Annotated in this window: 18 protein-coding genes; 15 read left to right on the top strand and 3 right to left on the bottom strand. The window is 57.4% G+C overall.

All coding sequences use genetic code 11. The features are described 5' to 3' along the window. The 3 genes from EU803_RS18285 to EU803_RS18275 form a co-directional block, all read left to right on the top strand. The coding region (locus EU803_RS18285; RefSeq protein WP_242494413.1) for a phage baseplate assembly protein V at window positions 1-764 on the top strand (764 nt) is incomplete at its 5' end. Window positions 765-846: 82 nt separating this feature from the next. Then, window positions 847-1,668, top strand: coding sequence for a hypothetical protein (locus EU803_RS18280; protein WP_129685566.1), 822 nt, complete (start codon window positions 847-849; stop codon window positions 1,666-1,668). Between the two features lie 161 nt (window positions 1,669-1,829). After that, complete coding sequence (locus EU803_RS18275; protein ID WP_165352907.1) at window positions 1,830-3,113, top strand: lipase family protein; 1,284 nt, start codon at window positions 1,830-1,832, stop codon at window positions 3,111-3,113. 13 nt (window positions 3,114-3,126) lie between these two features. Here EU803_RS18275 and EU803_RS18685 read toward each other — a convergent pair whose 3' ends face one another. Next, complete coding sequence (locus EU803_RS18685; protein ID WP_165352904.1) at window positions 3,127-3,264, bottom strand: hypothetical protein; 138 nt, start codon at window positions 3,262-3,264, stop codon at window positions 3,127-3,129. Between the two features lie 639 nt (window positions 3,265-3,903). Between EU803_RS18685 and EU803_RS18265 the strand changes: the two genes are divergently transcribed. Together EU803_RS18265 and EU803_RS18260 are read left to right on the top strand one after the other, a co-directional pair. Continuing rightward, window positions 3,904-5,136 carry a site-specific integrase gene (locus tag EU803_RS18265; RefSeq protein ID WP_129685563.1) on the top strand — a complete coding sequence of 411 codons (1,233 nt, stop codon included), beginning with the start codon at window positions 3,904-3,906 and terminating at the stop codon, window positions 5,134-5,136. Window positions 5,137-5,450: 314 nt separating this feature from the next. After that, window positions 5,451-5,810, top strand: a complete 360-nt coding sequence (locus EU803_RS18260; RefSeq protein WP_129685562.1) for a hypothetical protein — start codon at window positions 5,451-5,453, stop codon at window positions 5,808-5,810. Between the two features lie 657 nt (window positions 5,811-6,467). Here the strand turns inward: EU803_RS18260 and EU803_RS18255 are convergent. After that, entirely contained in the window at window positions 6,468-7,382 is a 915-nt protein-coding gene (locus EU803_RS18255; RefSeq protein WP_129685560.1) for a LysR substrate-binding domain-containing protein, read from the bottom strand. Between the two features lie 81 nt (window positions 7,383-7,463). On the opposite strand from EU803_RS18255, the gene EU803_RS18250 reads away from it, so the two are divergent. The 10 genes from EU803_RS18250 (at window position 7,464) to EU803_RS18205 (ending at window position 22,593) form a co-directional block, all read left to right on the top strand. After that, a complete protein-coding gene (locus EU803_RS18250; RefSeq protein ID WP_129685558.1) occupies window positions 7,464-8,468 on the top strand; it encodes a sterol desaturase family protein in 1,005 nt (334 codons plus the stop codon). Window positions 8,469-8,487: 19 nt separating this feature from the next. Continuing rightward, window positions 8,488-9,300: a 3-methyl-2-oxobutanoate hydroxymethyltransferase gene (locus EU803_RS18245; RefSeq protein ID WP_165352906.1), complete on the top strand. Its 813-nt coding sequence runs from the start codon at window positions 8,488-8,490 to the stop codon at window positions 9,298-9,300. Further along, on the top strand, window positions 9,297-10,412 hold the full coding sequence (locus tag EU803_RS18240; protein WP_129685554.1) for a Zn-dependent alcohol dehydrogenase: 1,116 nt from the start codon (window positions 9,297-9,299) through the stop codon (window positions 10,410-10,412). The genes EU803_RS18245 and EU803_RS18240 overlap by 4 nt, the downstream gene beginning before the upstream one ends. Next, entirely contained in the window at window positions 10,405-11,883 is a 1,479-nt protein-coding gene (locus EU803_RS18235; RefSeq protein WP_129685552.1) for an aldehyde dehydrogenase, read from the top strand. The genes EU803_RS18240 and EU803_RS18235 overlap by 8 nt, the downstream gene beginning before the upstream one ends. Next, on the top strand, window positions 11,880-13,241 hold the full coding sequence (locus EU803_RS18230) for an MmgE/PrpD family protein (protein ID WP_129685550.1): 1,362 nt from the start codon (window positions 11,880-11,882) through the stop codon (window positions 13,239-13,241). Before EU803_RS18235 ends, EU803_RS18230 begins: the two co-directional genes overlap by 4 nt. Before the next feature lie 5 nt (window positions 13,242-13,246). Next, a complete protein-coding gene (locus EU803_RS18225; RefSeq protein WP_129685548.1) occupies window positions 13,247-14,794 on the top strand; it encodes a trimethylamine methyltransferase family protein in 1,548 nt (515 codons plus the stop codon). A 319-nt stretch (window positions 14,795-15,113) separates the two neighbouring features. Continuing rightward, window positions 15,114-15,497 (top strand): nuclear transport factor 2 family protein, encoded by a 384-nt coding sequence (locus EU803_RS18220; RefSeq protein ID WP_129684519.1) that lies wholly within the window; start codon window positions 15,114-15,116, stop codon window positions 15,495-15,497. A 269-nt stretch (window positions 15,498-15,766) separates the two neighbouring features. Beyond that, window positions 15,767-16,642 (top strand): HNH endonuclease, encoded by an 876-nt coding sequence (locus EU803_RS18215; RefSeq protein WP_165352905.1) that lies wholly within the window; start codon window positions 15,767-15,769, stop codon window positions 16,640-16,642. Between the two features lie 174 nt (window positions 16,643-16,816). Then, the gene (locus EU803_RS18210) at window positions 16,817-18,796 is read left to right on the top strand and encodes a P-loop NTPase fold protein (protein WP_129685544.1); all 1,980 of its coding nucleotides are present in this window, start codon (window positions 16,817-16,819) and stop codon (window positions 18,794-18,796) included. A gap of 104 nt (window positions 18,797-18,900) precedes the next feature. Further along, the gene (locus tag EU803_RS18205) at window positions 18,901-22,593 is read left to right on the top strand and encodes an SIR2 family protein (protein WP_242494412.1); all 3,693 of its coding nucleotides are present in this window, start codon (window positions 18,901-18,903) and stop codon (window positions 22,591-22,593) included. Window positions 22,594-22,808: 215 nt separating this feature from the next. Here the strand turns inward: EU803_RS18205 and EU803_RS18200 are convergent. Next, window positions 22,809-23,206: CoA-transferase (locus tag EU803_RS18200; protein ID WP_277985715.1), on the bottom strand; the 398-nt coding region annotated here is incomplete at its 5' end.

Genomic DNA, 23,206 nt, shown 5'->3' with positions numbered 1-23,206 from the left:
TGGTGATCCCACGGATCGGCATGGAGGTGATCGTCGAATTCCTCGACGGAGACCCCGACAAACCCATCGTCACAGGCTGCGTCTACAACGGCAAAAACGACACGCCCTACCCGCTGCCGGAACATAAGACACGCTCCACCTTCAAAACCAAAACCCACCAGGGCGACGGTTTCAACGAACTGCGGTTCGAGGACGAAAAAGGACGCGAGGAAATCTACGTCCACGCGCAGAAGGATCGAAACACCAAGGTCGAAAACAACCAGTCCGAACGGGTCAACGTCAACAAGGTAGAAAGCGTCGGACACAGCCGGGCGAGCGAGGTTGGAAATCATCGGTATGATATCGTCGGCGGAGATATGGAACTGAGCGTCGGACCCAGCCAGTCAGGGCGGTTCACACCTTCTGGCGCGGACAGAATGATTGAGGGGGTCGGTGGGGTCCCCTATGGTCTGGGCAATCCCGGCAAGCGCCAGAAGGGGCAGGGCAACTTGACCATCAACGTCGAGAAGGATCTCGTCGAAAGTGTTGGACGAAATCAGCATGTCCGCATCGGAAAGAACCGGTCCGAAGATATTGCGACGTCCTACTTTCTAGATGTTGGAGAGGAGTTGCAGATCGATGTCGGTAAGAAGATCACGCTGAAATGCGGCCAATCCGTGCTCGTACTGCAGGAGAACGGAAGCATCACGATCAACGGGCAGACGATCACCCAGACGGCCGATCAGCTGATCAGACTTTTGGCCGATGTTGTGAAGATCAACTGACATGCGCAAACTCGCCCTAGCTATCACCACGCTTGTTCTTGCGTTGGCCATCCTTTTCTTGACCCCTATCAAGGAGGTTCTCGTGGCAGAGCCGACCCCCAACTCCGATCGCCTCTTCCAGCCTTACGATAGTGCCGCATACGCCCTGGCCCAGCGGATCGAGCGCGGCGAACACCTGAATGCCAGTGACTTCGGATCGGTCCGGGATCGGCTCGACGAACGATACGGGCAAGACATCACCTTGCTATTTCATGCCCTGAATTCGGGCAATGTCGATGCCACAATCGCCTTGATCGACGTCGGCGCGGACCTGCGTGTGACCGACCGGGCCGAGGGCTCTTCCCGTGACTTCATCTATTACCTCAGCCTGCCCGGTGGTGAACTCATCGATCAGGACGGGATGAACCGGCTCTTGCGCGGCTATCTCGCCGCCGGTGGCGACCCCGATGTGCGGCTTCAGGGCAGTGACAGGATGCCACTTATCGCCCAGATGGGCATGGGCGGGATGAACCTGGAGGGTGTCCGTATTCTACTCGATGCAGGGGCAGATCCATGGGCGCAGGCCACGCAGGGGTCCGGTCTCACAGGTAATCTGCTGACGATGGTCAATTCGCATCAGGATCAGTTCAGCTTTTACGACGAACTGATCGACAAAGGCTATTTTGACAATCGCACGCAGGACGAATTGTTCAAATTCCTCAGCAGCCTCGGCAGCTACGCCCAACGTGGCGATGAAATCAGTGCCGAAATTCAACGCATTGCCATGCGGGTTCTCAAACGCAATCAGGACTACATCGAAACCTCGGACCGACAGGCGACGGCGCGGATTTTCAAGGACCACTGGCAGAACCCGGAACCCGGCGTGATCCCGTGGGAGACAATCCGGTCGGATGTGGTTGATTAATGACAGTCGTTCACGGCAACGCGCCTTGGGACACCTGTCGACGACATGCAGGTTACCTGGCGATGCATGTCTACAAGGATCCTCCTCCACCGGGCGTCGGGTTCTCGACCAGGTATCCTGACCGGGTCGCCGAGGTGGAAGAACATTGGGAAGACTGGGAGGTGCTGGACAACCACGGCGGCTCTGGCCTGGTGGCCCGGCTTTACAAGCTGAAGTCCTATGATCCCGAAGGCGACAACAGTCAGCTGTGTCCGCCTTGTCTGGCGTTCCGCGGAACCGACTTCCACGACCTGCGCGGGTTGGCGATCGCAGCATCCATCCGATGGCGGATTTTCCGGTTTTTCGGCTGGACCCATGATTTTACCCTGGTTCTAGATGAGACCGTTCCCCCCAAAACGCGCACCCCGGGGCGACATGCCGCGGCCCGGGGCGCGCCGACGGTCGAAGTCCCGTATACCCGCGACGAACTCATCGAGATGGCGTTTCGCCCGTTCCCCATATTCCATGAAGAGGGCGCGACCGAATTCGAAACAGCCGCCGACGGAGAGACCTTTGAGGTCACCTTCCGCGTCGCCCTTGACCTCATGGCCAGAGAGGACGGGGATTGGGTCGCAAATATCCTGCAGGGTCTGGGTCGGCCAACACCGCAATATGAAGAGGCAATCAGCTTCGGCCAGCAGGTGATCGATCAGAGACTCGCGACGTCGACCGACAACCGGCTTGAGATCACCGGCCATTCGCTTGGCGGCAGTCTTGCGGCTGCGGTCGCCTGCGTTCTCGACCGGACATACCCCGATTTCATGATTCATGGCATGACGTTTAACGCGGCCGGAGTTCACCCCAACACGATTGCGCCCGCCAGCCTCGGCGAAGCCGCAATTCACAACTTCACAGTTGAGGACGAGGGGCTGACAACGATTCATACCTTTACCGACAGGCTGCCTGTCATTGGCTCGATCTTCCGTCTGGCGGAACGCACCATCAATCAGGTGGGTATGCCCCCGGCGGTCGGCCAGTTGATCGTGCAGCGCGGGACCTGGCCCCCGGGGACGACGCAGCCGACCCAGGTTGGAACCGGGCTGCCGAACCTCTTTCCAATCGAGGACCAGACGCTCGTTGCTGAATACACAGGCGATTTCCCGATCCTTACCCTGATCGACAACATGCTCATCGCCTCAGGAGATGTCGGCCGGTTTGCGTCCCGGTTTCTTGAGTGGCTCAACACGACGTATCGCGAACGGGCGATCCAGAACAATCGAGACAGCGACGAAGATTACTGGTTTCCCGAGCGCATCGACCGTACCTACACCGAGATGATGCGCCTCCTGATGGAGGAGCTTGATCCCGAAATCGACGCCCTGATGAAGATCGTGGCTATGTGTGTCAACTACCACGGTATGGATTACGTGATCGCAGCCTATGACGCGAAATTCGGCCGACCATAAGGCGGTCGGCTCCTCATTCGAAATACACCAGCTTTCCGACGGTATTCCCCGGCCCATCGGCGCCGTTGCAGTTCGTGTCGTACATGTTGTCATTCTGGATCAGTTCGGCGCCGTTCACGAAGACGGATGTCTCTTCGATATCGGTCGGCACCAGCCGGTGTTGACGCCCGAGACAACCCCGCCTTTCGTGCCTGCTTCGTCGCCGGTCACCTTGTTGGTGCAGCTTTGCATGGTAAAGGCCTTTTGCCCTGTGAACTGGGTGTGCTTCGGGCACACTGCCATCCTGCTCCCAGCGCCAGAGTATCGTCCAAGAGACCTCGTGTAGCTACATGACCTGCCGGGCGGTCAAATATGTGGCCCCTTCGGGCAGCCCATGGAGCGCCGCGGGCCGCTCGGGCACTGGTTCGTCAGACACGTCAGCTCTGCCGGCCGCGGGCGCAGCCTGAAAGTTCAGTTCAAATTGGGAAGTCTTCTTCTTGCACGACATGCTTGATCCCTCTCAGGAAGATCAAGCGCATCATGTTTCCAGAATGCGGGGCAAGACACCCTGACCCAAAAGAGCTTCGTTCAACGATCACTTGGAGGTTTCTATGGCGGACCCAAGATCCTCCCTATTATTGTATCAACTCGTATCATTTCCTACCAAGAGGTGCTTCTCACATACTATTTTTATTGATCTTTCGTAAGATCATTGTTTCATGGTATCTTAAAGTGGCCCATGCTTTTGCACCCAACATGTGGGGCTAGGTGTGGGTCTGGATGGGGATCCGGACGCAACAAAGGGCATGGAATGGCGCTTAGTGACATGAAGGCCCGAAAACTGGGGCCAGGTGACAGGCCGTTGTCTGTGGGGCTTGTTGCGGGACTCTCGCTTCATCCGGGCCGGTCGACCGGAACCGGCAAGTTCATCTTCCGCTTTGTGTCGCCGGAAACAGGCAAACGGCGGGACATGGGCATGGGGACCTACCCCACCACCGGCCTTGCCGAGGCGCGAAAGAAGGCCTTCGCGGCACGCACTATGATCGAACAGGGCATCGATCCAATCGAACAGCGCCGACGGGCGACAGAGGACAGGCGCCGGACGTCGATGATGCCTACATTCTCTGAGGCTGCCGAACTGGTCTTTGAGGAGATCGCGCCGTCCTTTCGAAATCCGAAGCACCGCGCACAATGGATCACCACCCTTCGGACCTATGTCCTGCCCCGGATCGGCGGGCGGCCGATCGCAGACCTCGAGCCAAGGGATATCGCGGAAGCGCTCAGACCCATTTGGCTGTCAAAGCCTGAAACTGCGGGCCGGGTTCGGCAGCGTTGTGACCGGGTGATGATCTGGTGCATTGCCCGGGGCTATTGCACGTCCAACCCGGTTTCCGCGGTTCACGCGCTTCTCCCAAAACAACCGGCCAAGGCAGAGCGGACGGTCCACCAGCCGTCGGTGCCTTGGCGCGCGCTTCCCGATCTCATGCCGGCCTTGTTTCCCCCCGACGTCTTCGCGGTGGGACGGTCCACCCTCCTCTTCTTGATCCTTACAGCGGCCCGGTCCGGAGAGGTGCGGGGCGCAACTTGGGACGAGATTGATGTTGGGACACGGATATGGACGATCCCCGCAGAGCGCATGAAGACCCGCATGGCCCATCGCGTCCCCCTGAGCCGGCAGGCGATCACACTCCTGAACGGGATCCGGAACGCGACCGGCCGGACCGACTTCGTCTTCACCACACGCGGCACCACGCCGATCAGCGAAATGACCATGACAAAGGTCCTGCGGCAGGCCAGGGTAGCGAGCGATACAGAGGGCCGGACCGCAACGGCGCACGGCTTTCGTGCCACCTTCCGGGACTGGGCGTCGGAAAATGGACACCCGCGGGACCTCGCCGAACGGGCGCTCGCCCACAAAATCACCAACCAGGTCGAAGCTGCCTACCACCGAACAGACCTCCTCGACCAACGCCGCTCCATGATGCAGGCTTGGGCGGACTACTGCTGCAGCAACTTGGCAGGCCATGAACTCAGCGAAGAGTGACTGGGATCACCGCCGACAAAATATCGGTTGCGGCATGTTCAACCGCCTACAAGCGCTACCCAGACAAAACGGCCCATTGCGGACCTTGGCCATTGGGTCAAGATGCTGCGGCGCGGCCCGTCAGAGCCGCCATTCGCTGTGGACGCAAGATCTAGAAGGCAGGGAATGGGTCAGACGCGGGCGAAGCGGACTTTCCTGCCGCTTGTTGTCTGACTAACATACCTGCCATGAAGCACAGCAAGCTACATGGAGTTGCCCACAACTATGCTGACTCTTTGGCCGGCGGGCTCAGCTTCGTGGTGCCGCATTAGGTTTTGCAAACGCACATCTATGCAGAAGCCGCTGCAAACAAAGATGGGTATTTGGTTGCCGATTTTCTGACAGGGAAAGCCAAAGGTGCATTTCCCGACGGAGAGGTGGAACACTTTTTGCCGTTGTTCAAAAACGCCTTTCCTGAATTCTGCGCAAAGCACAAGATCAGTGTCTCGGATTACAGAGCCTTCCTGGTTCGCTTCATTGCGGGACGTAACGGCAACCGCTATGTCATTACAGTTGAAGACCAGAATGGACGGCGATCGTCTCGCGAATATGTCGGAAGGCCAGGTAAACGTTCAGAGGCTCTAGATGAACTTGGAAGGCGTCGCCCAAAGACGCTGGACAAGCCTGTAGACTAGCTCGACCGGTAGTTTGGGCTCGGAACAGACCTCAGACGCAGCGCAGCATTCTATCCAAAGGGACCCTGAACCCCGTCGTGTCCGGCCCTTAGCGACCCTTCGTGACAGGCGCGGCGAATGACCGCTCCCAGCCCAATCAAGACATTCGTTCGGCAACGGCCTTGGATGGCACTGAGAGTCCGGCGAGAACGCAGACATTCGCTGCACCTGCTAGAGCATCACGTCAGCTACTTGGAACCGGTCATTCGCCGCCGTCTTTCACCAATCACGTTTCAGCACCTAGATCCGATGTTGGCGATGCACCGTAAGATTGCAGTCGAACCCATACTGAGAGTACGTCGGGATCGAATGTATCCGCTATTTCAGAAGGACCCGCCGGAGTTGGCATTTGTAGCCGGCCAACCTCGAATTCAATCGTCTGCCAGCACCCGTTGAGAAACCCAAAAAGCGCCAAAGCGTGACGTAGACCGCGAGAGATAGCGATTAGGTGGACTCAATCCCAAATCGCACCCTGAGGACGTATTCTTTTGGCAGTGTCTGGCAATCATCGCCCTCACAGAATTCTATGCTGCCCCTCGCCTCAATGCTATCTGGACTGCATCTTCGTGAAATTTTCCATTTTCTAGACAAATCGCAGACACGGACAAAGGGATATCCTCATTTGTCGTCCGCAATTGAGCCCAGCCAGCCGCATATACGGCGTACGCTTTCACGGTCTCTGGATCGTTCTGTCAGGCAGGCATAATAGCCACGATCGGTGGTGATCTTCCTCTTGCCGACCCGAACTAGAAGGCCCAGATCGAAATAGTTCTGCATGAGATGTTCCCATCCCAACATCACGCCATCCCCGTTTAGCGCGGCCTGCAAGCAGACCATGAAAGAGGTGAACTTCTGCTCTGAAGTGGGTGCTGGAGGCATCACTCCGGTGCCGTCGAAGAAAGTGGTCCAGTCATCCATGTGAATGCCGCTCGAGAGATGGAGAAGCGGGTGATGCGCGAGGGTTTCGGGATCGTCGCTCAACTCTGGAACCAGATGCGGTTTTGCAGCTGGAACAAGCGTTTCATTGAATATCTTTGTTTGCTGAACGCCGGGCAAACGGTCCGGCCTGTCGAAAGCGATCACGATATCCGCCTTGGCCAGTCCATAGATCTCGTTCTGATCGCGCGATACCAACTCGACCGAGATGTCTGGGTTTTCGACACGAAACGCTGCCAGACGCTGCATCAAGTAGCAGCTGGCAAAGCCGATTGTCGTATTGATTGTAACAAGGTGCCGATCCCGGTGACGCTGTATCTGCTTGACTGCGTCCCGCACTTGCAGCGATGCCGCGACAATCGCCCGATGCAGCACTTCACCTTCCTGCGTTAGCGTTGCATCGGGACGGGTTCGCCTTAGAAGTCGAACACCCAGATCGGTCTCGAGTTCGGCCACGCGCCGACTGATAGCAGGTTGCTGGACATTCAGCTCACGCGCGGCCCGGGTGAAGTTTCTGTGCCGCGCAACCGCGTCGAATGCCGCAAGACGCTTCCAGTCAAGAGCATCCAAACTATTCCGTGCGAGAATACTTTTCATGCCATTTTCCAACGTTCCTAAGACTACGGGGCCGATATAGCCTGCGCTTCACGGAATAGCATTGCCAGGGAGAGCGCGCCAATGTCTGATCGCTCTGACGATCCAGAAGTTGCAGCAGGAGCCGCGAAGGAATGGAACTGGAACCCGGCTTTGCCGATCCCGGTCAGCCCCGTCTTTTCATGGCCGCCGCGTCCTGTCTCTGCCGTCAAATGGCTGGCAAGCTATTGGCTGGCGGTGTCTTCAACCGTGATAGAGTTCTTGCTGGCTGTTCTAGTCTGGAGGCTGACCCAACCCGACTGGGCGACGATGGAGACCTTCTCGGCAGGCTGGATCGCGACGATCTGGCTGCGCAATCTCGTTCTTCTCACGCTGGTGGCCGGATCGCTGCATCTATGGCTTTGGCGGTTCAGGGGGCAAGGGCAGGCCCTGAAGTTTGATGCGCGGGACATGGTCAAGGACAATGGGCGCTTTACGTTCCGCAATCAGGTTCTCGACAACATGTTCTGGTCGCTGGCCTCTGGCGTGACGATCTGGACAGGTTTCGAAGTTGTCTATTTCTGGCTCGCCGCGAATGACTTTGTGCCGGTCATTCGCATGGTCGATGCCCCGGTATGGTCCGCACTCTGGCTGCTGCTGATCCCGCTTTGGGCTTCGTTTCATTTCTACTGGGTGCATCGGCTTCTCCATTGGCCGCCGATCTATGCCCGCGTTCACAGCCTGCATCACAGGAACATCAATGTCGGCCCGTGGTCGGGCATGTCAATGCATCCGATCGAACATCTGTTTTACTTCTCGTCGGTGCTAATCCACCTGATCGTGCCGTCCGACCCGATCCACGTGATCTTTCACCTCTACAACTTGGCGCTCAATCCGGCGGTTTCCCATTCGGGGTTCGAGAAACTCTTCGTCAAGGAACGCAGCCGGATGGCCTTGGGTGATTTCTTTCATCAGCTGCACCACCGCTATTTCGAATGCAACTATGGCACGGCCGAGGTGCCTTGGGACGTGGTCTTTGGCTCGTTCCACAATGGCACCCCCGAGGCGACGCGGCGCATTCGCGACCGTATGCGCAAACTGGGGCGCTGAGGTGAAGCGGATCTACACAATGGGAGGCAGCCCGGCAGAGCGGCACTTGACCGTGGCGGATGTCATAGCAGCCAAGGGGCAGCGCACGCTCGTTCAGGCGACGGCCTCGTCGGTCGAGGAAGCCCGGGCTGCCGCTGCAGCCGGCATCGACATGCTGAGCGTTTCGGCGGGTGAAGAGTTGCGGATCGTGCGCGCGGCCGCCCCGCATCTGTTTCTCAACACCGCCCTGCCCATGACGCAGTTCGCCTGCGCCGAGGAACTGCTGCGCGGGGCCTATGGCGCGATGGAGGACGGGGCGGATGCTGTCTATTTCTGCGGGCCGGTGTCTTGGATCGAATACCTGTCGAAAGCCGCGATACCGGTCATGGGCCATGCAGGGCTGGTCCCACGGAAAAGCCTGTGGCTGGGCGGATTGCGTGCCTTTGGCAAAACGCCGGACGAGGCGCGCCAGCTGTGGCGGGACATCCGCAATCTGGAGAATGCAGGCGCTTATGCAGTCGAGATCGAAGTCGTTCCCACCGCGTTAACAGCGGAGATAACGCGCGCGTCGTCTCTGGTCGTCAGCTCGATCGGGGCAGGGGCGGAGGCCGACATTATCTTCCAGTTCACCGAGGATACTTTGGGTCTGGACCCGACCCCACCCCGCCACGTCCGGCGCTATGACGATTTCCACGCCCGGCTTCTGGCGCTGCAAGAGGCGCGGGTCGCGGCCCTCGGTCAGTTCGCTCGTGATGCCAGGTCAGGAAGCTATCCAGGCGAAGACCACATCGTTGCCACACCGCCAGCCGCGCTCGACGCGCTTCGAGAGGCTATTGAAAGGGACAAGGCATGAAAGCACGGGCTGCGGTTATGTACGGCGTAGGGACGCCGCTTGCGGTCGAAGACCTCGATCTCGCCCCGCCGGGCAAGGGCGAAGTGCTGATCCGCATGGGTGCGGCAGGCGTTTGCCATTCCGACTATCACGTGATGTCGGGGCAGGCTGGCCATGATCTGCCAGTTGTTCTGGGGCATGAAGGCGCGGGCACTGTGATTGGGCTGGGTGACGGTGTAACGGACCTGGCGCTCGGGGATCGCGTGGTGCTCAGCTGGATTCCCTATTGCGGCGACTGCTTCTTTTGCAGCCATGACCAGACGCACTTGTGCCAAGCCTACAAGGGGCCGCTCTGGGACGGCACCATGATGGATGGCACCTGTCGCTTTTCCAATGACGCCGGACCTGTCCGCCACCTGTCGATGCTGGCCTGCTGGGCGGATCACGTTGTCGTGCCACAGGAAAGCTGCGTGCGTATCGACAAGGCGGTGCCGTTCGAGATTGCCGCGCTGCTCGGCTGTGCCGTTACAACCGGGGTGGGGGCGGTGCTGAACCGTGCCAAGGTTGCGCCGGGGACAGCCGTTGCTGTGATCGGCGCGGGCGGCGTCGGGCTGTCGATCATCATGGGCGCCCGGCTGGCCGGGGCTGATAGGATCATCGCCATCGACGCCAATTCTGCGGCCGAGGCGATGGCCCTTAACCTGGGCGCCACCGATTTCATTCTGGCGAGCGAGGATATCGCCGCCCGGATCGCAGACCTCACACCGCATGGCGCGGATCATGTTTTTGAGGCGGTGGGCAAACGCGCGCTGCAACGAGCGGCGATCGACTATTGCCGCCCCGGGGGGCAAGTGACGTTTGTTGGCATGGATGCCAACGACGCCACGATCGATCTGCCGTCTACCGGTATCACTCGATCCGAGATCACCGTGACAGGTTCAATCTTCGGCTCGGCCTGCACGACGCGCGATTTCGCGCTTTACGGTCAGCATTATCTCGACGGCGACTTGCCCATCGACCGGTTGATCGGCCGGCGCTACTCGATTGACCAGATCAACGAAGCCGTGGCCGACATGCTCTCGGGAAAGCCGGGGCGCGGGGTCATCGTCCTGAACGAGGCTTCGCATGGATAAGCGCCGAGACTGGGGATTCTTCGCTGCCGGGGCGTGGCACATGCCCGCTTCGCAAGCATGGATCGACAGCGCCAACCCGACAAGCGGCAAGGTCTGGGCGCGCGTGCCCGATTGCGTGGAGGAAGACGTCAACCGTGCCGTGGCCGCCGCCCGCGTCGCATTCGAGGATGGCCCCTTCGGGCGCATGACAGCCACGGATCGTGGGCGGCTTTTGCGCCGGATCGCCGATTGCCTCCGCCGCAATGCAGATACGCTTGGCCTGATCGAGACAATCGACAACGGAAAGAACCTGGCCGGCATACAAGGCGCACTGAAAGGCTGGCTGACGGACAGTTTCGACTATTACGCGGGACTTGCGGACAAGATCGAGGGTGCGAACATCCCCGTCGATGTGCCGGGCATCCTCAACTACTCGCGGCGGGAGCCCTTCGGCGTCGTCGCCTGTATCACGGCGTGGAATTCCCCCCTTCTGATCGCGATCTGGAAGATTTCGGCGGCCATTGCGGCGGGAAATACCGTGGTGCTGAAGCCTTCCGAGTTCGCCAGCGTTTCCACCCTTGCGATGATGGAAATCCTGCAAGATTCCGACTTGCCACCGGGCCTGATCAACGTGGTCACTGGCGGTGCCGAGACTGGTGCCGCGCTCGTGCGACATCGCGGCGTGCGGCTGGTCAGCTTTACTGGCGGAGTTTCGGGCGGGCGCGCCGTGGCGCTCACGGCAGGTGAACATTTGAAACCCTTGATCCTCGAGCTTGGTGGAAAATCACCGCAGATCGTGCTGCGGGATGCCGATCTTGAACTGGCCGCGCGGGGCATCGTCGCCGGGATCTTTCCACCGGCTGGCCAAAGCTGCATCGCGGGCAGTCGCGTTCTGGTTCATGAAAGCCTGCACGACACGTTGGTCGAGCGGATCGTCGCGCTAGCTGGCAAGGCGGTCATAGGCGACCCGGCCAGCGCTGACGCGCATGTCGGCCCGATTGCCAATCACCCGCATTTCGAGCGTGTCGTGCGTGCCATCGAGGCCGCGAAGGCCGAGGGTGCCACCTGCGTTCTGGGCGGAAACGTCGCCCATCCGCCCGATTGCGAGGGTTGGTTCGTTGAACCCACAATCTTCACGGGCGTGACGCCCGAAATGGCTGTTGCGCGGGACGAAATATTCGGCCCGGTTCTGGCGATCCTGCCGATCAGGGATGACGATCACGCAGCCGCGCTTGCCAATGACAGTGACTTCGGGCTCGCCGCCGGGATCTGGAGCCGCGACAGCGCGCGTGCCCTGCGGTTGGCGCATCGGATCGGGGCCGGCACCGTCTATGTGAACACCTACTTCGGCTCCGCCCCGCAATCCCCGGTGGGTGGCTACAAGGCCTCTGGCTACGGGCGCGAGAACGGCATCGAAGGATTCTTGGCCTTCACCCAATCGAAATCGGTCTGGCTGGACCTCGACCCAATTCAACCGGAGCCCTTCGCATGACGGAACCGGCCCTGATCAGACTAGCCCGCTTTGTGGCCGAAGATCCGATGACACCAGACGCCAAGACGCTTGCGATCCTTCGCCAGGGGGTGATCGACACGCTGGGCTGTATTCACGCAGGGGCCGGAACCGAGGTTGCCGTGAAGGCCCGAAAGGCGGTGCGCGAAATGGGGGCCCTGGGCCATACGCCCGTAATCGGAACCGATATGAGCGCTTCGCGGCCGCAGGCTGCCTTTCTCAACGCGATCGCCGGGCATGCGCTGGATTTCGACGACTGGGAAATTCCCGGCAACACGCACCCAACCGTCGTTCTATTGCCAGCGCTGGTGGCGATGGCGGACGAGGCGACCGACGGCATGGCGCTTGCTTGCGCCTATCTCGCAGGTTTCGAGGTAATCGCGCGATTGGGCGAAGCGATGAATTTCGCTCATTACGATGCAGGTTGGCATTCGACCGCCACGCTGGGCGCGACCGGCGCGGCGGCAGCCTGCGCCAGATTGCTGGGACTGACAGCGTCCGAAACCACACATGCGATCTCTTTCGCCATCAGTGCGGCCAGCGGTTTTACCTGCCAGTTCGGCAGCAACGCCAAGCCGGTTCAGGCAGGGTTTGCCGCGCGCGCGGGGGTCGAGGCTGCATCTCTCGCGCAGGCCGGAATGACGGCGCAACCCCATGTTTTGGATCATCCTCGCGGTCAGGCCGCACTTATGGGCGGCTTGGACCCTGATCGGTTCGATGTCGCATTCTCCAAGCTTGGGCGAGGCTATGCGCTAACCGAATACGGGTTGGTTCTGAAGCCGTGGCCCAGTTGCGGCTACACGCATCGCATCATGACCTGTGCTCTCGCCATGCGCGACCAAGTCCGGCCCGAGAAAATCGCCCGGGTTGATCTTCATCTGCCCGATTTCCACGCGGCGATTCTGCCGTTTGCCCAACCGGCCGACCGCAACGAGGCCCTGTTCAGCTTGCCGTTTGTCGCGGCGATGGGCCTTTTGCGCGGGGGGCTGACATTGGCTGATCTCGATGCCGGTGTCTGGAGCGACCCGGCGGTGGCGGGCCTTATCGCCAAGGTCAGAGTGCATCCCTTCCAGCCGGCGAGACCCGATCAGAACTATTCCGAGGATGACCCGGACCGCATGATTGTCACCTTTCTTGACGGAACGAGAATCGAGCGCACCTGCGACTATCCGTTGGGAGCGCCGCAATCCCCGATGAGCGAGGCTCAGCTTCTCGTCAAATTCGAGGCCAACACAGGGCCAGTGACCGAGGCACAGGCCGGAAAGGCCGTCTGGGCGGCGCGGCTCCGGAACTGGCCACAAGAGCAGTCAATTCGAACACTCATGACGAGACAAGGGTAAGGTAGATGAGCAAAGCAAGATCCGGGCGCGCCGCGCGGCGGGCAGAACGACAGGGCGGGGCCGGGTCTGGCCCGACAACGGCGATCTGGCCCGGAATCGAAGGCGGTCGGTATCGCCCGATCCCGGCTGATGGGATCGAGGCCATACATCGGACAGCCTTGCGGATTCTGGCCGAGGTCGGCATGGCCAGAGCGACTCCGCGCTGCATCGACACGGTTTGCGCGGCGGGGGGGAGGATGTCTGACGCCGGACGGCTGCTGTTTCCTTCCGACATGGTCGAACGCGTTCTGAAAACGGCCGGACGAGGGTTCAAGCTTTATGGCCAGCGCCCGGAATACGACCTTGATCCGAACGGCACGCGGATTCACCTGGGAACTTCGGGTGCGGCGGTCCACATCATCGACAGCGAAACTGGCAAGGTGCGCGACAGCACGCTCGCCGATCTACACGATATGGCCCGACTGGCCGAGGCGCTGCCCAATATCCACATGTTCCAGCGCACGGTCGTTGCGCGCGACATCGCCGACACGCACGCGATGGAAATGAACACCGCCTATGCCTGCGCGGCGGGCACGTCCAAACCCATCGGGGTTTCGTTCAGTTCCGCGGATACGATGCGCGCTGCAGTCCGTATGTTCCAAATGATCGCCGGCGGCGAGGCGGCGTGGCGGGAACGGCCGTTCTGCTGCGTTTCGACCTGCTTCGTCGTGCCTCCACTGAATTTCGCTGAAGAAGCCCTGTCGATCATCGAATGCGCCGCCGAAACGGGAACACCACTCAAACTGGTATCTGCCGGGCAGGCCGGTGCCACCAGCCCGGCGCCGCTGGCCGGTGCGGTTGCGCAGCAGACGGCCGAGGTGCTGGCGGGTCTGGTCTATCTCAACCTGCTCAATCCGGGTCATCCGGCCTTGTTCGGGGCGCTGCCCTTCGTCAGTGACCTGCGCACCGGGGCGATGTCTGGCGGTAGCGCCGAACAGGGCGTGCTGATGGCGGCCTGCGCCCAGATGGCCCAGCACTATGGAATACCCTGCGCCGTGAGCGCCGGCATGACCGACAGCAAGCTCCCTGACTTTCAGGCAGGTTATGAAAAGGGCATCACGGAACTCCTGAGCGCGCTGGCCGGCGCGAACCTGATCTATGAGGCGGCGGGTATGTATGGCTCCCTTCTTGCCGCGAGCAAGGAAAGTTTCGTTCTGGACAACGACCTGATTGGTGCCGTCCTACGGGCGACCCGAGGGTTCGAGATCGACGAGGATGCGCTTGCCTTCGATGTTATCCGAGATGTCTGTCTGAACGGACCCGGGCATTTTCTTGGCAGTAGCCAGACGTTGGGTCGGATGCAAAGCGACTACTATTATCCGGCCCTTGCGGACCGGGCGACACCACAGACCTGGGCAGACGCGGCGACGCCCCCAATTTTGGAAACCGCGCGCGAACAGACACGGTCCATACTTGCCGGAGACCGAACACCCGGCTTTGGTAGGGAGATCGAGCGCGCAATTCTTGCCACCTATCCAGAAATTGCGGCCCATTGGACCGTGCGCGAAGTATGATTGAGCCAGTACATCGGTATTCTCAACCAAGCTTCGACATCCAGTTATTGGGCGCACTAGAAGCGTAGGTTTGATAAATGTTGTGGTGAGTAACCCGCACTCTGAGACGAACGCCTGGCCCAAAGGTAGTTCAACGCGGTTAATCAAGTCCATAAAGATGGCTTCTCCTACCAGCCCTTAGCGCCCGCTCACCAAGATGTATGGCGACGCGGTGCAGCTTCACCAAACCGGCCGCTCGCTGTGAGTGCCATAATTCAGTTGTGCTCTAGGTCCTCTGTGTGGACTTTGCCGCCGTGCCCGCGCATGCTAATCTTTTACCATGAAAGCGAAGCGAAACTCCCCAGTCGAAGTCGTGCGGCTGTTCAATGATTGTATATCGAGGCGTGATGCTGAAGGCTTGTCCGAATTATTGACAGAAGATCACGTCTTTATTGACAGTGCAGGACATGCGGTTTCAGGCAAGAACGCATGCGTCGATGCATGGCGCGGTTTTTTCGATGCCTTTCCAGACTACTACAATGTGATCGAACGCATGGAAACAAAGCACAATCTTGTCGCTGTTGCAGGGCATTCGGTTTGCAGCGACATCAGATTACATGGGCCGGCGCTTTGGAAAGCCATAGTTGTGGATGATCGCTTGGCAGAGTGGCACGTTTTCGATGACACCGAAGAAAATCGGCGGCGATTGGCGCTGGAATCTTGAGTGCAAATTTGGGCTCGGAGCGGCCATGCGGCGACGCAGCACATAATGCGAGATCGTCCATGACCGCACCGACGGTTCCGGCCCTGAGCGGACCTCCACCTTGAGGGTCATCTCTGCGGTGCGGCTTCACCGAAGCGGCCATTGATCCAGGCCGCAGCATTTTGAACGGTCCAAGGTTTGCTATGCGGACAAAGCGAGCGGTTAGGACGATATATTGCGAAACCGCACGCGGCATGCATTCATTGCGGATGTGTTGCGGGAGAGTGGGAATGAGCCTGATAGAGACCTTTGATGAATTGCTTCGCAACTGCGAAGAGTTGGAGGAAGCAAGTAGGGGTGGCGGTCAGGTCAGGGAACTCTATGACGGACTGATCGGTCGCGGGTCGGTCTTTCTCCCCTACCTCACCCGCGATGGGATCGCCTTTGCCCCATCGCGTTTCATCGGATATGCCGAAAACAGTGTGCTCGGACATGAGCAGTTAGCGGAACGGGATGGAAAACAAACGACAAAGCGGGTCGGGAAGTTATTGTGTGCCCAATACGGCTTCACGATCCGGAACCTTGAGGATGAAGTGGCCGAAGCGTATTACATCGGATTTTGCGACCGGCTTGGTATTGTGCCGCGGAGATCGAAGAAAACCTTCTGGATCACACCGGAGGTGGGAGATTGGTTCGAGGAAAATACTATCGTCCGCACTGATGCCGAAGAAGAGATCGCCTCGCTCGAGCAGGGCATCTTGGCGGACACCTCACTTCCCGAGACGACCCGCAAGGCGATCGTCAAGGCCCGGATTGGTCAGGGTATGTTCCGTCGGCTCGTTGTCCAAAAATATGGCTGCTGCCTGATCACTAGAGTCGAGGAGCCCGCGCTCTTGGTTGCCTCCCATATTAAGCCATGGAGGGACTGCTGGAAGGACCCTCGGGAATGCCTCGACCCGGAAAACGCCCTACTACTTTCGCCGACATGGGACAGGCTCTTCGACCAAGGCCTCATCAGCTTCACGAAACAAGGTGAAATGATAGTCTCAGACGACCTGAAGCGGGAGGTACGTAAGGCGCTTGGCGTCAGGAAACAAAAAATCAAGCTGACGCGTGGCCAAGCGGCCTACATGGCTTGTCACCGTAAGATCCATAATTACGAGTAACCCCGGCCCATACCTGCCGTCTACTAGGAGCGGGTCCGCCGCAATGCAGCATCACCGAACCGCCATTCGCTGCACCTACGAGATTGAGAAGCCGTGATAACATGGACAGTGGTCGACTTGGCAGCCTGTGCCTGCAATAAGCGGGTTACTCAATCTAATAGCGAGTAACCAAGGATGAGCGTCGACAGAGCCGAGGTACGGAAATTTCTCAAGAATTGGGCGAACACCAATTCAAAGCCTCATTTTGCGGTATTGATAGAAGGACGTTGGGGCTGCGGAAAGACACACTTCGTAACGACGCTTCTCGAAGATGACGCATTCACAGATCGCAAGCCCATCTACCTTTCGGTCTTTGGCATTGCTGACATCCAATCTCTTGAGACCAGTCTCTTCTATGCCAGTGCCAGCACGGTCACCAAGACGTTGCACAAAGGGGTTGGGCTTGCGGGGTCAATATTCAGCGGGGCGCTTACGCTGGGTACAGGCGGCATCTTGGGAGGAACCGCGAACCTCAACAAGGTGGTGGATGCGGCTACTTCGCAACTCGAACAATCGGCCAAGAACATGGACGGGGCATTGTTGGTTCTTGATGACTTGGAGCGCTGCCAAATCCCAATGTCAGAGCTACTGGGCGTCGTGAATCGATTTGTAGAGCATGGTGATACACGTGTGATTCTATGTGCGAATACCGACGATTTGCTTGACGACCATTTTATTGCTTTCAAAGAGAAGGTGGTTGGGCATTCCTTTTTGTTGGAAAGTGATCCCGAAAGCGCGTTGGCCTCATTCGTGGCGGAGATTACACAGTCCGAAGTCAGTGAGCTTTTATTGCACTACACGAACGATATCCTCGAACTCCACGATAGATCGGGATACCACAACCTTAGAGCCTTACGGCAGTTCGTTTGGCAGTTGGCTTCAATTCTTGAGAAAATAAAAGTGGAGTATCGTCAGAACGACAAGTTGGTTCAAAACCTTATCATCCAATTCTTCATTTTTTTTATCGAATTCAAGCTCGACCTTTCGGAAGAAACCTCAACTCTGACGCCCCAAGACTTGTTGGGCGGGTATGACAAAGGCAAGGACGAAGTTCGTCATGTCTATGAGTTCTCGTTCGATAAAGACAAGGAACCCACCCCGAAACAGCGTGTCTTTAAGAAATATGAACAACACAATGGCATAAGAGCAGTCATAACTGTCCAGCAATGGATTTCAATCCTCACCTCTGGCGTTGTTGATGAGGTGCGATTGAATGCCGAACTAGCCCAGTCAGACGAGGTGTCTGGCGTAGCCTCTTGGCCGTCCTGGAAGAGGTTGTGGCACCTCTATAGCTGGGATTTCTCGGATGATTCAGAGCGCGAGTTCTGGTCCGATGTCGAAGATATGCAATCGCAACTGAAAGACGGCAGCTACATCGAAGTTGGAGAGTTCCTTCATGTCGTTGGCGTATCCCTAATGCTGGCGGATCACGAACTGATTGATCAAACAGTTCCCGATACGATTGCAGCGATGAAGACATACATTGACGAAAAGTTTGTCCCCCAGCTAACGGATGAGCGTTGTCGAGGTGTCAGTGAAAGGTTTGGTCGTCACTTAGATTCATATGACGGCCTTGGTTTCATGAGGCGTGAAGATGATGAATTTACGGAGGTCGTGGAACATCTGGTCATGAAAATGGATGCGTGGCACCAAAATTGGCTGGGTGAGGATGCAGGTAAACAACTCTTGAAATTCCTTACTGAGGATTGGATACGCTTCTTTGGAAACCTTACCGTAATCAATCACGCACCTGAGCAGCGCTATTTGAATGTGCCGATACTGGCGACCATTGACGTGGCGACCTTTGTCGATGCCTGGTTCAGTCTATCGCGCTACGACGAACGGCTCGTCGTTGGAAGCATTAAGGACCGCTACGGATACCGGCCAGAACTTTTGGATGCTGAGGGTGCCTGGTGGAGAGAAGTCCAAGTTGAACTGAAAAATCGGGTTGCAAGATCAAAGAGCAAGCCGAGGAATGTCCAAATCAACAACCTAATAGACCACATCAACTCCACAATCATCGAGAAGTGGGAACTACGGCAGTTTGAAGAGTTCACAAACGGAAACTCAACTGACCTTGGCTGGATGACGCGAAAGCGGGTCAATAGCCAATGAGATTTCACGCAAACGGTCCAATCATCCCTGATGTCTTACTGGAACGCACTGACTCGGGCCGGGTAGTTTTCCTCTGCGGCGCTGGTGTTTCATTGCCATCTGGTATGCCGAGCTTCATCGGCCTAACCCAACATGTTATCGACTTCTTTGATCCACCCGAGGAGTCCGATATCATGCGGGCGTTCCAACCCTGGATTGATGATCCGACTGGCACAAACATGCCACTGGACCAAATCTTCAACCTGCTTCACCTGGAATACGGGCGCAATGAGGTGAATGCTCTCGTCACGGAACGCCTTCAGGCTTCGGCAGGAAGCGGCCCAATTGGCCATCACCACAGCTTGGTCAAACGCATCTCAACCAGTCCGAACGGCGTACCACAGATCGTTACCACGAACTTTGATCTGCTGTTCGAAATGGATGGTGATCTGGCAACATTTTCGCCTCCCGCTTTTCCTGATCTGGCGTTTGGGCGTTCGGTGGAAGGTATTACCTACCTCCATGGACGGCTTGCGAACACCGACGCTGACCAGCACCCGTATGTCCTAAGCAGTGCTGATTTCGGACGGGCATACCTTTCGGAAGCTTGGGCTACAAATTTCATCCGAAATCTACTGGAACATTACACGGTAGTCCTAGTCGGCTATCAAGCTGAAGACCCGCCGATCAAATATCTGCTCCAAGGTTTGAACCATGACGGCCAGTTTGATCGCGCACGAATCTATGCTTTTGACAAAGGTACACCTGAAGACATCGAAGCCAAGTGGCGTGATCGTGGTGTCACGGCAATTGCTTACACCGATCATCCTGACCTTTGGCAAACTATGGAGGCATGGGCAGATCGTGCAGACGATCCAGGGGAATGGCGACGGGCGGTAATTGCGACAGCAGAGCAGGACCCAAAGTCACTCTTACCATACCAGCGCGGTCAAATTGCGCATGTGGTGCGCTCCGTACCTGGTGCCAAGTTGCTGGCTGATGCTGAACATCCAACTAACCCAGAATGGGTATGTGTATTCAGCGGCTTCATTCGCTCGGCGAAGCGGGTCAGTGGGTATGGTGATGATGCTGAGGTCTTTGAGCCAAGTGTTGCCTACGGATTGGACGATGACGTTCAGAACCTAACTGATGAAGACTATCGTCGTGGAACCTTCAACGATGATCTTTTGTCGTGGCGACATGGCGATGATAACCCAACTGATGCACATCGACTTGGCGGCAGAACACCAGACGGCCACATCAGCACCCCACCGCGTCTGTGGCATCTGTTACGATGGATCGGAGATCATCTATCCAGCCCTGTTATTGCTTGGTGGGCAGTTAAGCAGAATGGTCTGCATCCACGTCTGTTGAACCACATCGAATGGCGTTTGGGTCAGAACAATGAACTCGATGACAAAGCTCGGCACATCTGGAGCTTGATCATTGATCATCACAAGGACCCTCGAAACCGCGAATGGGATGGCGACTGGTTTGACTTGAAGAGACGTATTGCAAATGAAGGTTGGTCCCGAAGCGTTCTGCGTGAATTTGGTCGTGTTGCTGCACCGAAATTGGATATCAAACCACCCTACAGCTTGGCAGGTGCGCGTCCTCCTACAGCGGACTGGCCAGACATAGAGCTTGGTCATCTTGGACAATTCGAAGTGAAATTCTTGGAACGGCACAAAGACGATCTGACCGTACCTGACGAAATGCTTCCTCAGGTGTTTGGCCTTCTAGAAGACGCGATGAAGGCCGCTTCAGGGATGCTATCAGATATTGGTACGGCCTATTTTGTTACGCCAACCTGTTACCATGATCGCGAGGTGGATGGGGAAGATCGGCACAACGATGCCGCCGATGCGATGAAGTTCTTCGTTGAACTGTTTGAACGACTGGTACAGGTGGCACCCGATTTTGCGCTGGGGCATTTCCTGACATGGCCAATAGCAGACAAGTTCTTTTTCAAGAAACTCGTCCTGTATGCTTTGTCAAATGAAGATCTGTTCGGACCTGAAGAAGTTGGACAGCGTGTCCTTGCACTTGGTCAGGATACTTTCTGGGACACCGATGTAGCACGAGAACTGATCTTTCTGCTGGTTGACCGCTGGTCGTCGTTTCCAAAACCTATTCGTTATCAACTGGGTGAACGACTGCTCAATGGACCAGATCAAGCAGACTATTGGTCTGATGATGTGTTTCCGAGCAGACGCGACGAGTTAATCGCAAGATATGCACGCTACTTGGAGATGCAGGGGTGCACACTTGTCGGCGATCACGGTGAACGACTTGCTGCTATCATCGATAGTATTGAGAACTGGAGCGATCAATCGGCGACCTCCACGGTCACCGAAAACGGTTCTCATGTTGGGTGGGTCAGAACGGATGAGACACCCGATGCTGTGGTTGACCTTGCTGTCGATGAAATCATTCCACGTGCAAGAGAGGACCTGCAACGGGACTTTGGAAGCTTCACAGAGAAGCGCCCTTTCACGGGTCTGGTAAAAGCAAACCCACGCAAAGCTTTGTCGGCGCTGTCAGTTGCGGCTAGGCAGGACGATTATTCACAGGTGTTTTGGTCAGCCATGATCAATGAGCTTCCTGATGACATTACACCTAGGCTCCGAAGGGTATTTCTGCACCGTCTTAGCCGCCTTCCTCATGCTATGATCGTGGAGTTGAGACACACAGTCTGTCGGTGGCTGGAACAGAACATCACAAAGCTGATCGAGTTTGACGACGAACTTGCTTGGGCCGTGTTTGATCATGTCGTGGACAGCGTTGTCGGGGGGGGTGACAACGCTACCGAAAGCGGGATTGGAGAAGTAAGCCGCGGCGGTGAGGTTATCCCCCAGTCACGTCGCACATACCAACATGCGATTAATGGGCCTCTTGGAATGTGTGCAGATGCCTTGTTCCATGCCGTACCTGGTGAAAAGCAAGAACAATATTCACTGATACCAGACCACATCAAGAGCCGTATTGAACGCTTGTTTGCATCGCCGGGTGAGGGTTCCGACCACGCTGTTTCAATCACTTTCAGCAAGCTGAACTGGTTGATGTATGTTGATCCAGAGTGGGTTGAACATCGCCTCATACCCATGTTGGCTTTCGATCATACGGCTGCTGAACCAGCTTGGAATGGGTTCCTGTGTAGCAATCGAGTTCCGTGGTCACCTCTGGCAGTCCTTGTTAAGCCACTTCTGTTGCAGGCCGTGCCATGGGTTAAGAACCAGCCATGGGATCGCGATCTGACAAAGGTCATCACTCAGTGGTTGGGCTGGATGTACATCTTCAGGCGTGATGAAGACGACGGGCTGACAAAGCAAGAAATGCGACGCGTGTTGCGAGAGATGTCCGATGACACACGCAATCAGTTTATTTGGTGGTTGGGAAAAGTCGGCCAAGGGAACGCAGACGGTTGGGAGACACTAGTAGCGCCCTTCTTGAATGAAGTATGGCCGCGAGAACGCATATACCGCACTGCGTCGTCGGTCGAGTCGTGGATCAGCATGCTTGACGATACTGGAGCCAGTTTTCCAGTGGTGTACGCCTCCGTTAAGCGGTACTTGGTACCCGTCGAAACTGACCGCCATCCATTCTACCGATTTACTCGAGAGGTTGGCGAAGACGAACCAATCACATCGCAATTCCCGAGAGAAACTCTTGATCTTGTTGATGCGGTGACACCAAAAGTCCTGAGCCTACCGCCTTACGAGTTACCAAAAATTCTCTCGTTGATAAGTGAAGCATCACCGGATCTAAGGGCCGATCATCGCTACATAAGGCTAATGGATCTTGTTGAGAGGTCGTAGGCAGATTGGTCTGACATTCTCAATGTCGGCTTCTGGACATTTTGAAAACCACAGTTGCACCTGCAGCGAACTTCCGCTTCCCGCCCCCCCCTGCCCGAGGGAGAGCTTCTGTTGAAGATCTGCGTATCGAATGCCTTGCTTTCGCTTTTTTCGATCCCCTCTTGATCGATTTTCCAACCACCGAGCGGTTCGGGCGCGTCGGTCGCCCGGATCCATCACACCAGGGTTGCTTCGGTTGCTGCGGTGATTTCTTCGCGCGTGACGCCCTCGGCGAGTTCGACGATGTGCAGCCCTTTGTGGGTGACGTCGAGGACGCCGAGGTTGGTGATGATCCGGTCCACGACGCCCTTGCCGGTCAGCGGCAGGGTGCATGATTTCAGGACCTTGCTGTCGCCATGCTTGTTGGTGTGGTCCATCACCACCACGACCCGGCCGACGCCGGCAACAAGATCCATCGCGCCGCCCATCCCCTTGACCAGTTTGCCGGGGATCATCCAATTGGCGAGATCGCCGGTTTCGCTGACTTCCATCGCGCCGAGGATGGCCGCCGCGATCTTGCCCCCGCGGATCATGCCGAAGGAGGTCGCGCTGTCGAAATAGCTGGTCCGGGCCA

Source organism: Loktanella sp. IMCC34160 (assembly GCF_004145845.1).
Lineage (GTDB): Bacteria > Pseudomonadota > Alphaproteobacteria > Rhodobacterales > Rhodobacteraceae > SELP01.
Note: the sequence above shows the minus strand (reverse complement) of the source record. Positions and strands in the feature narration are given on the sequence as shown.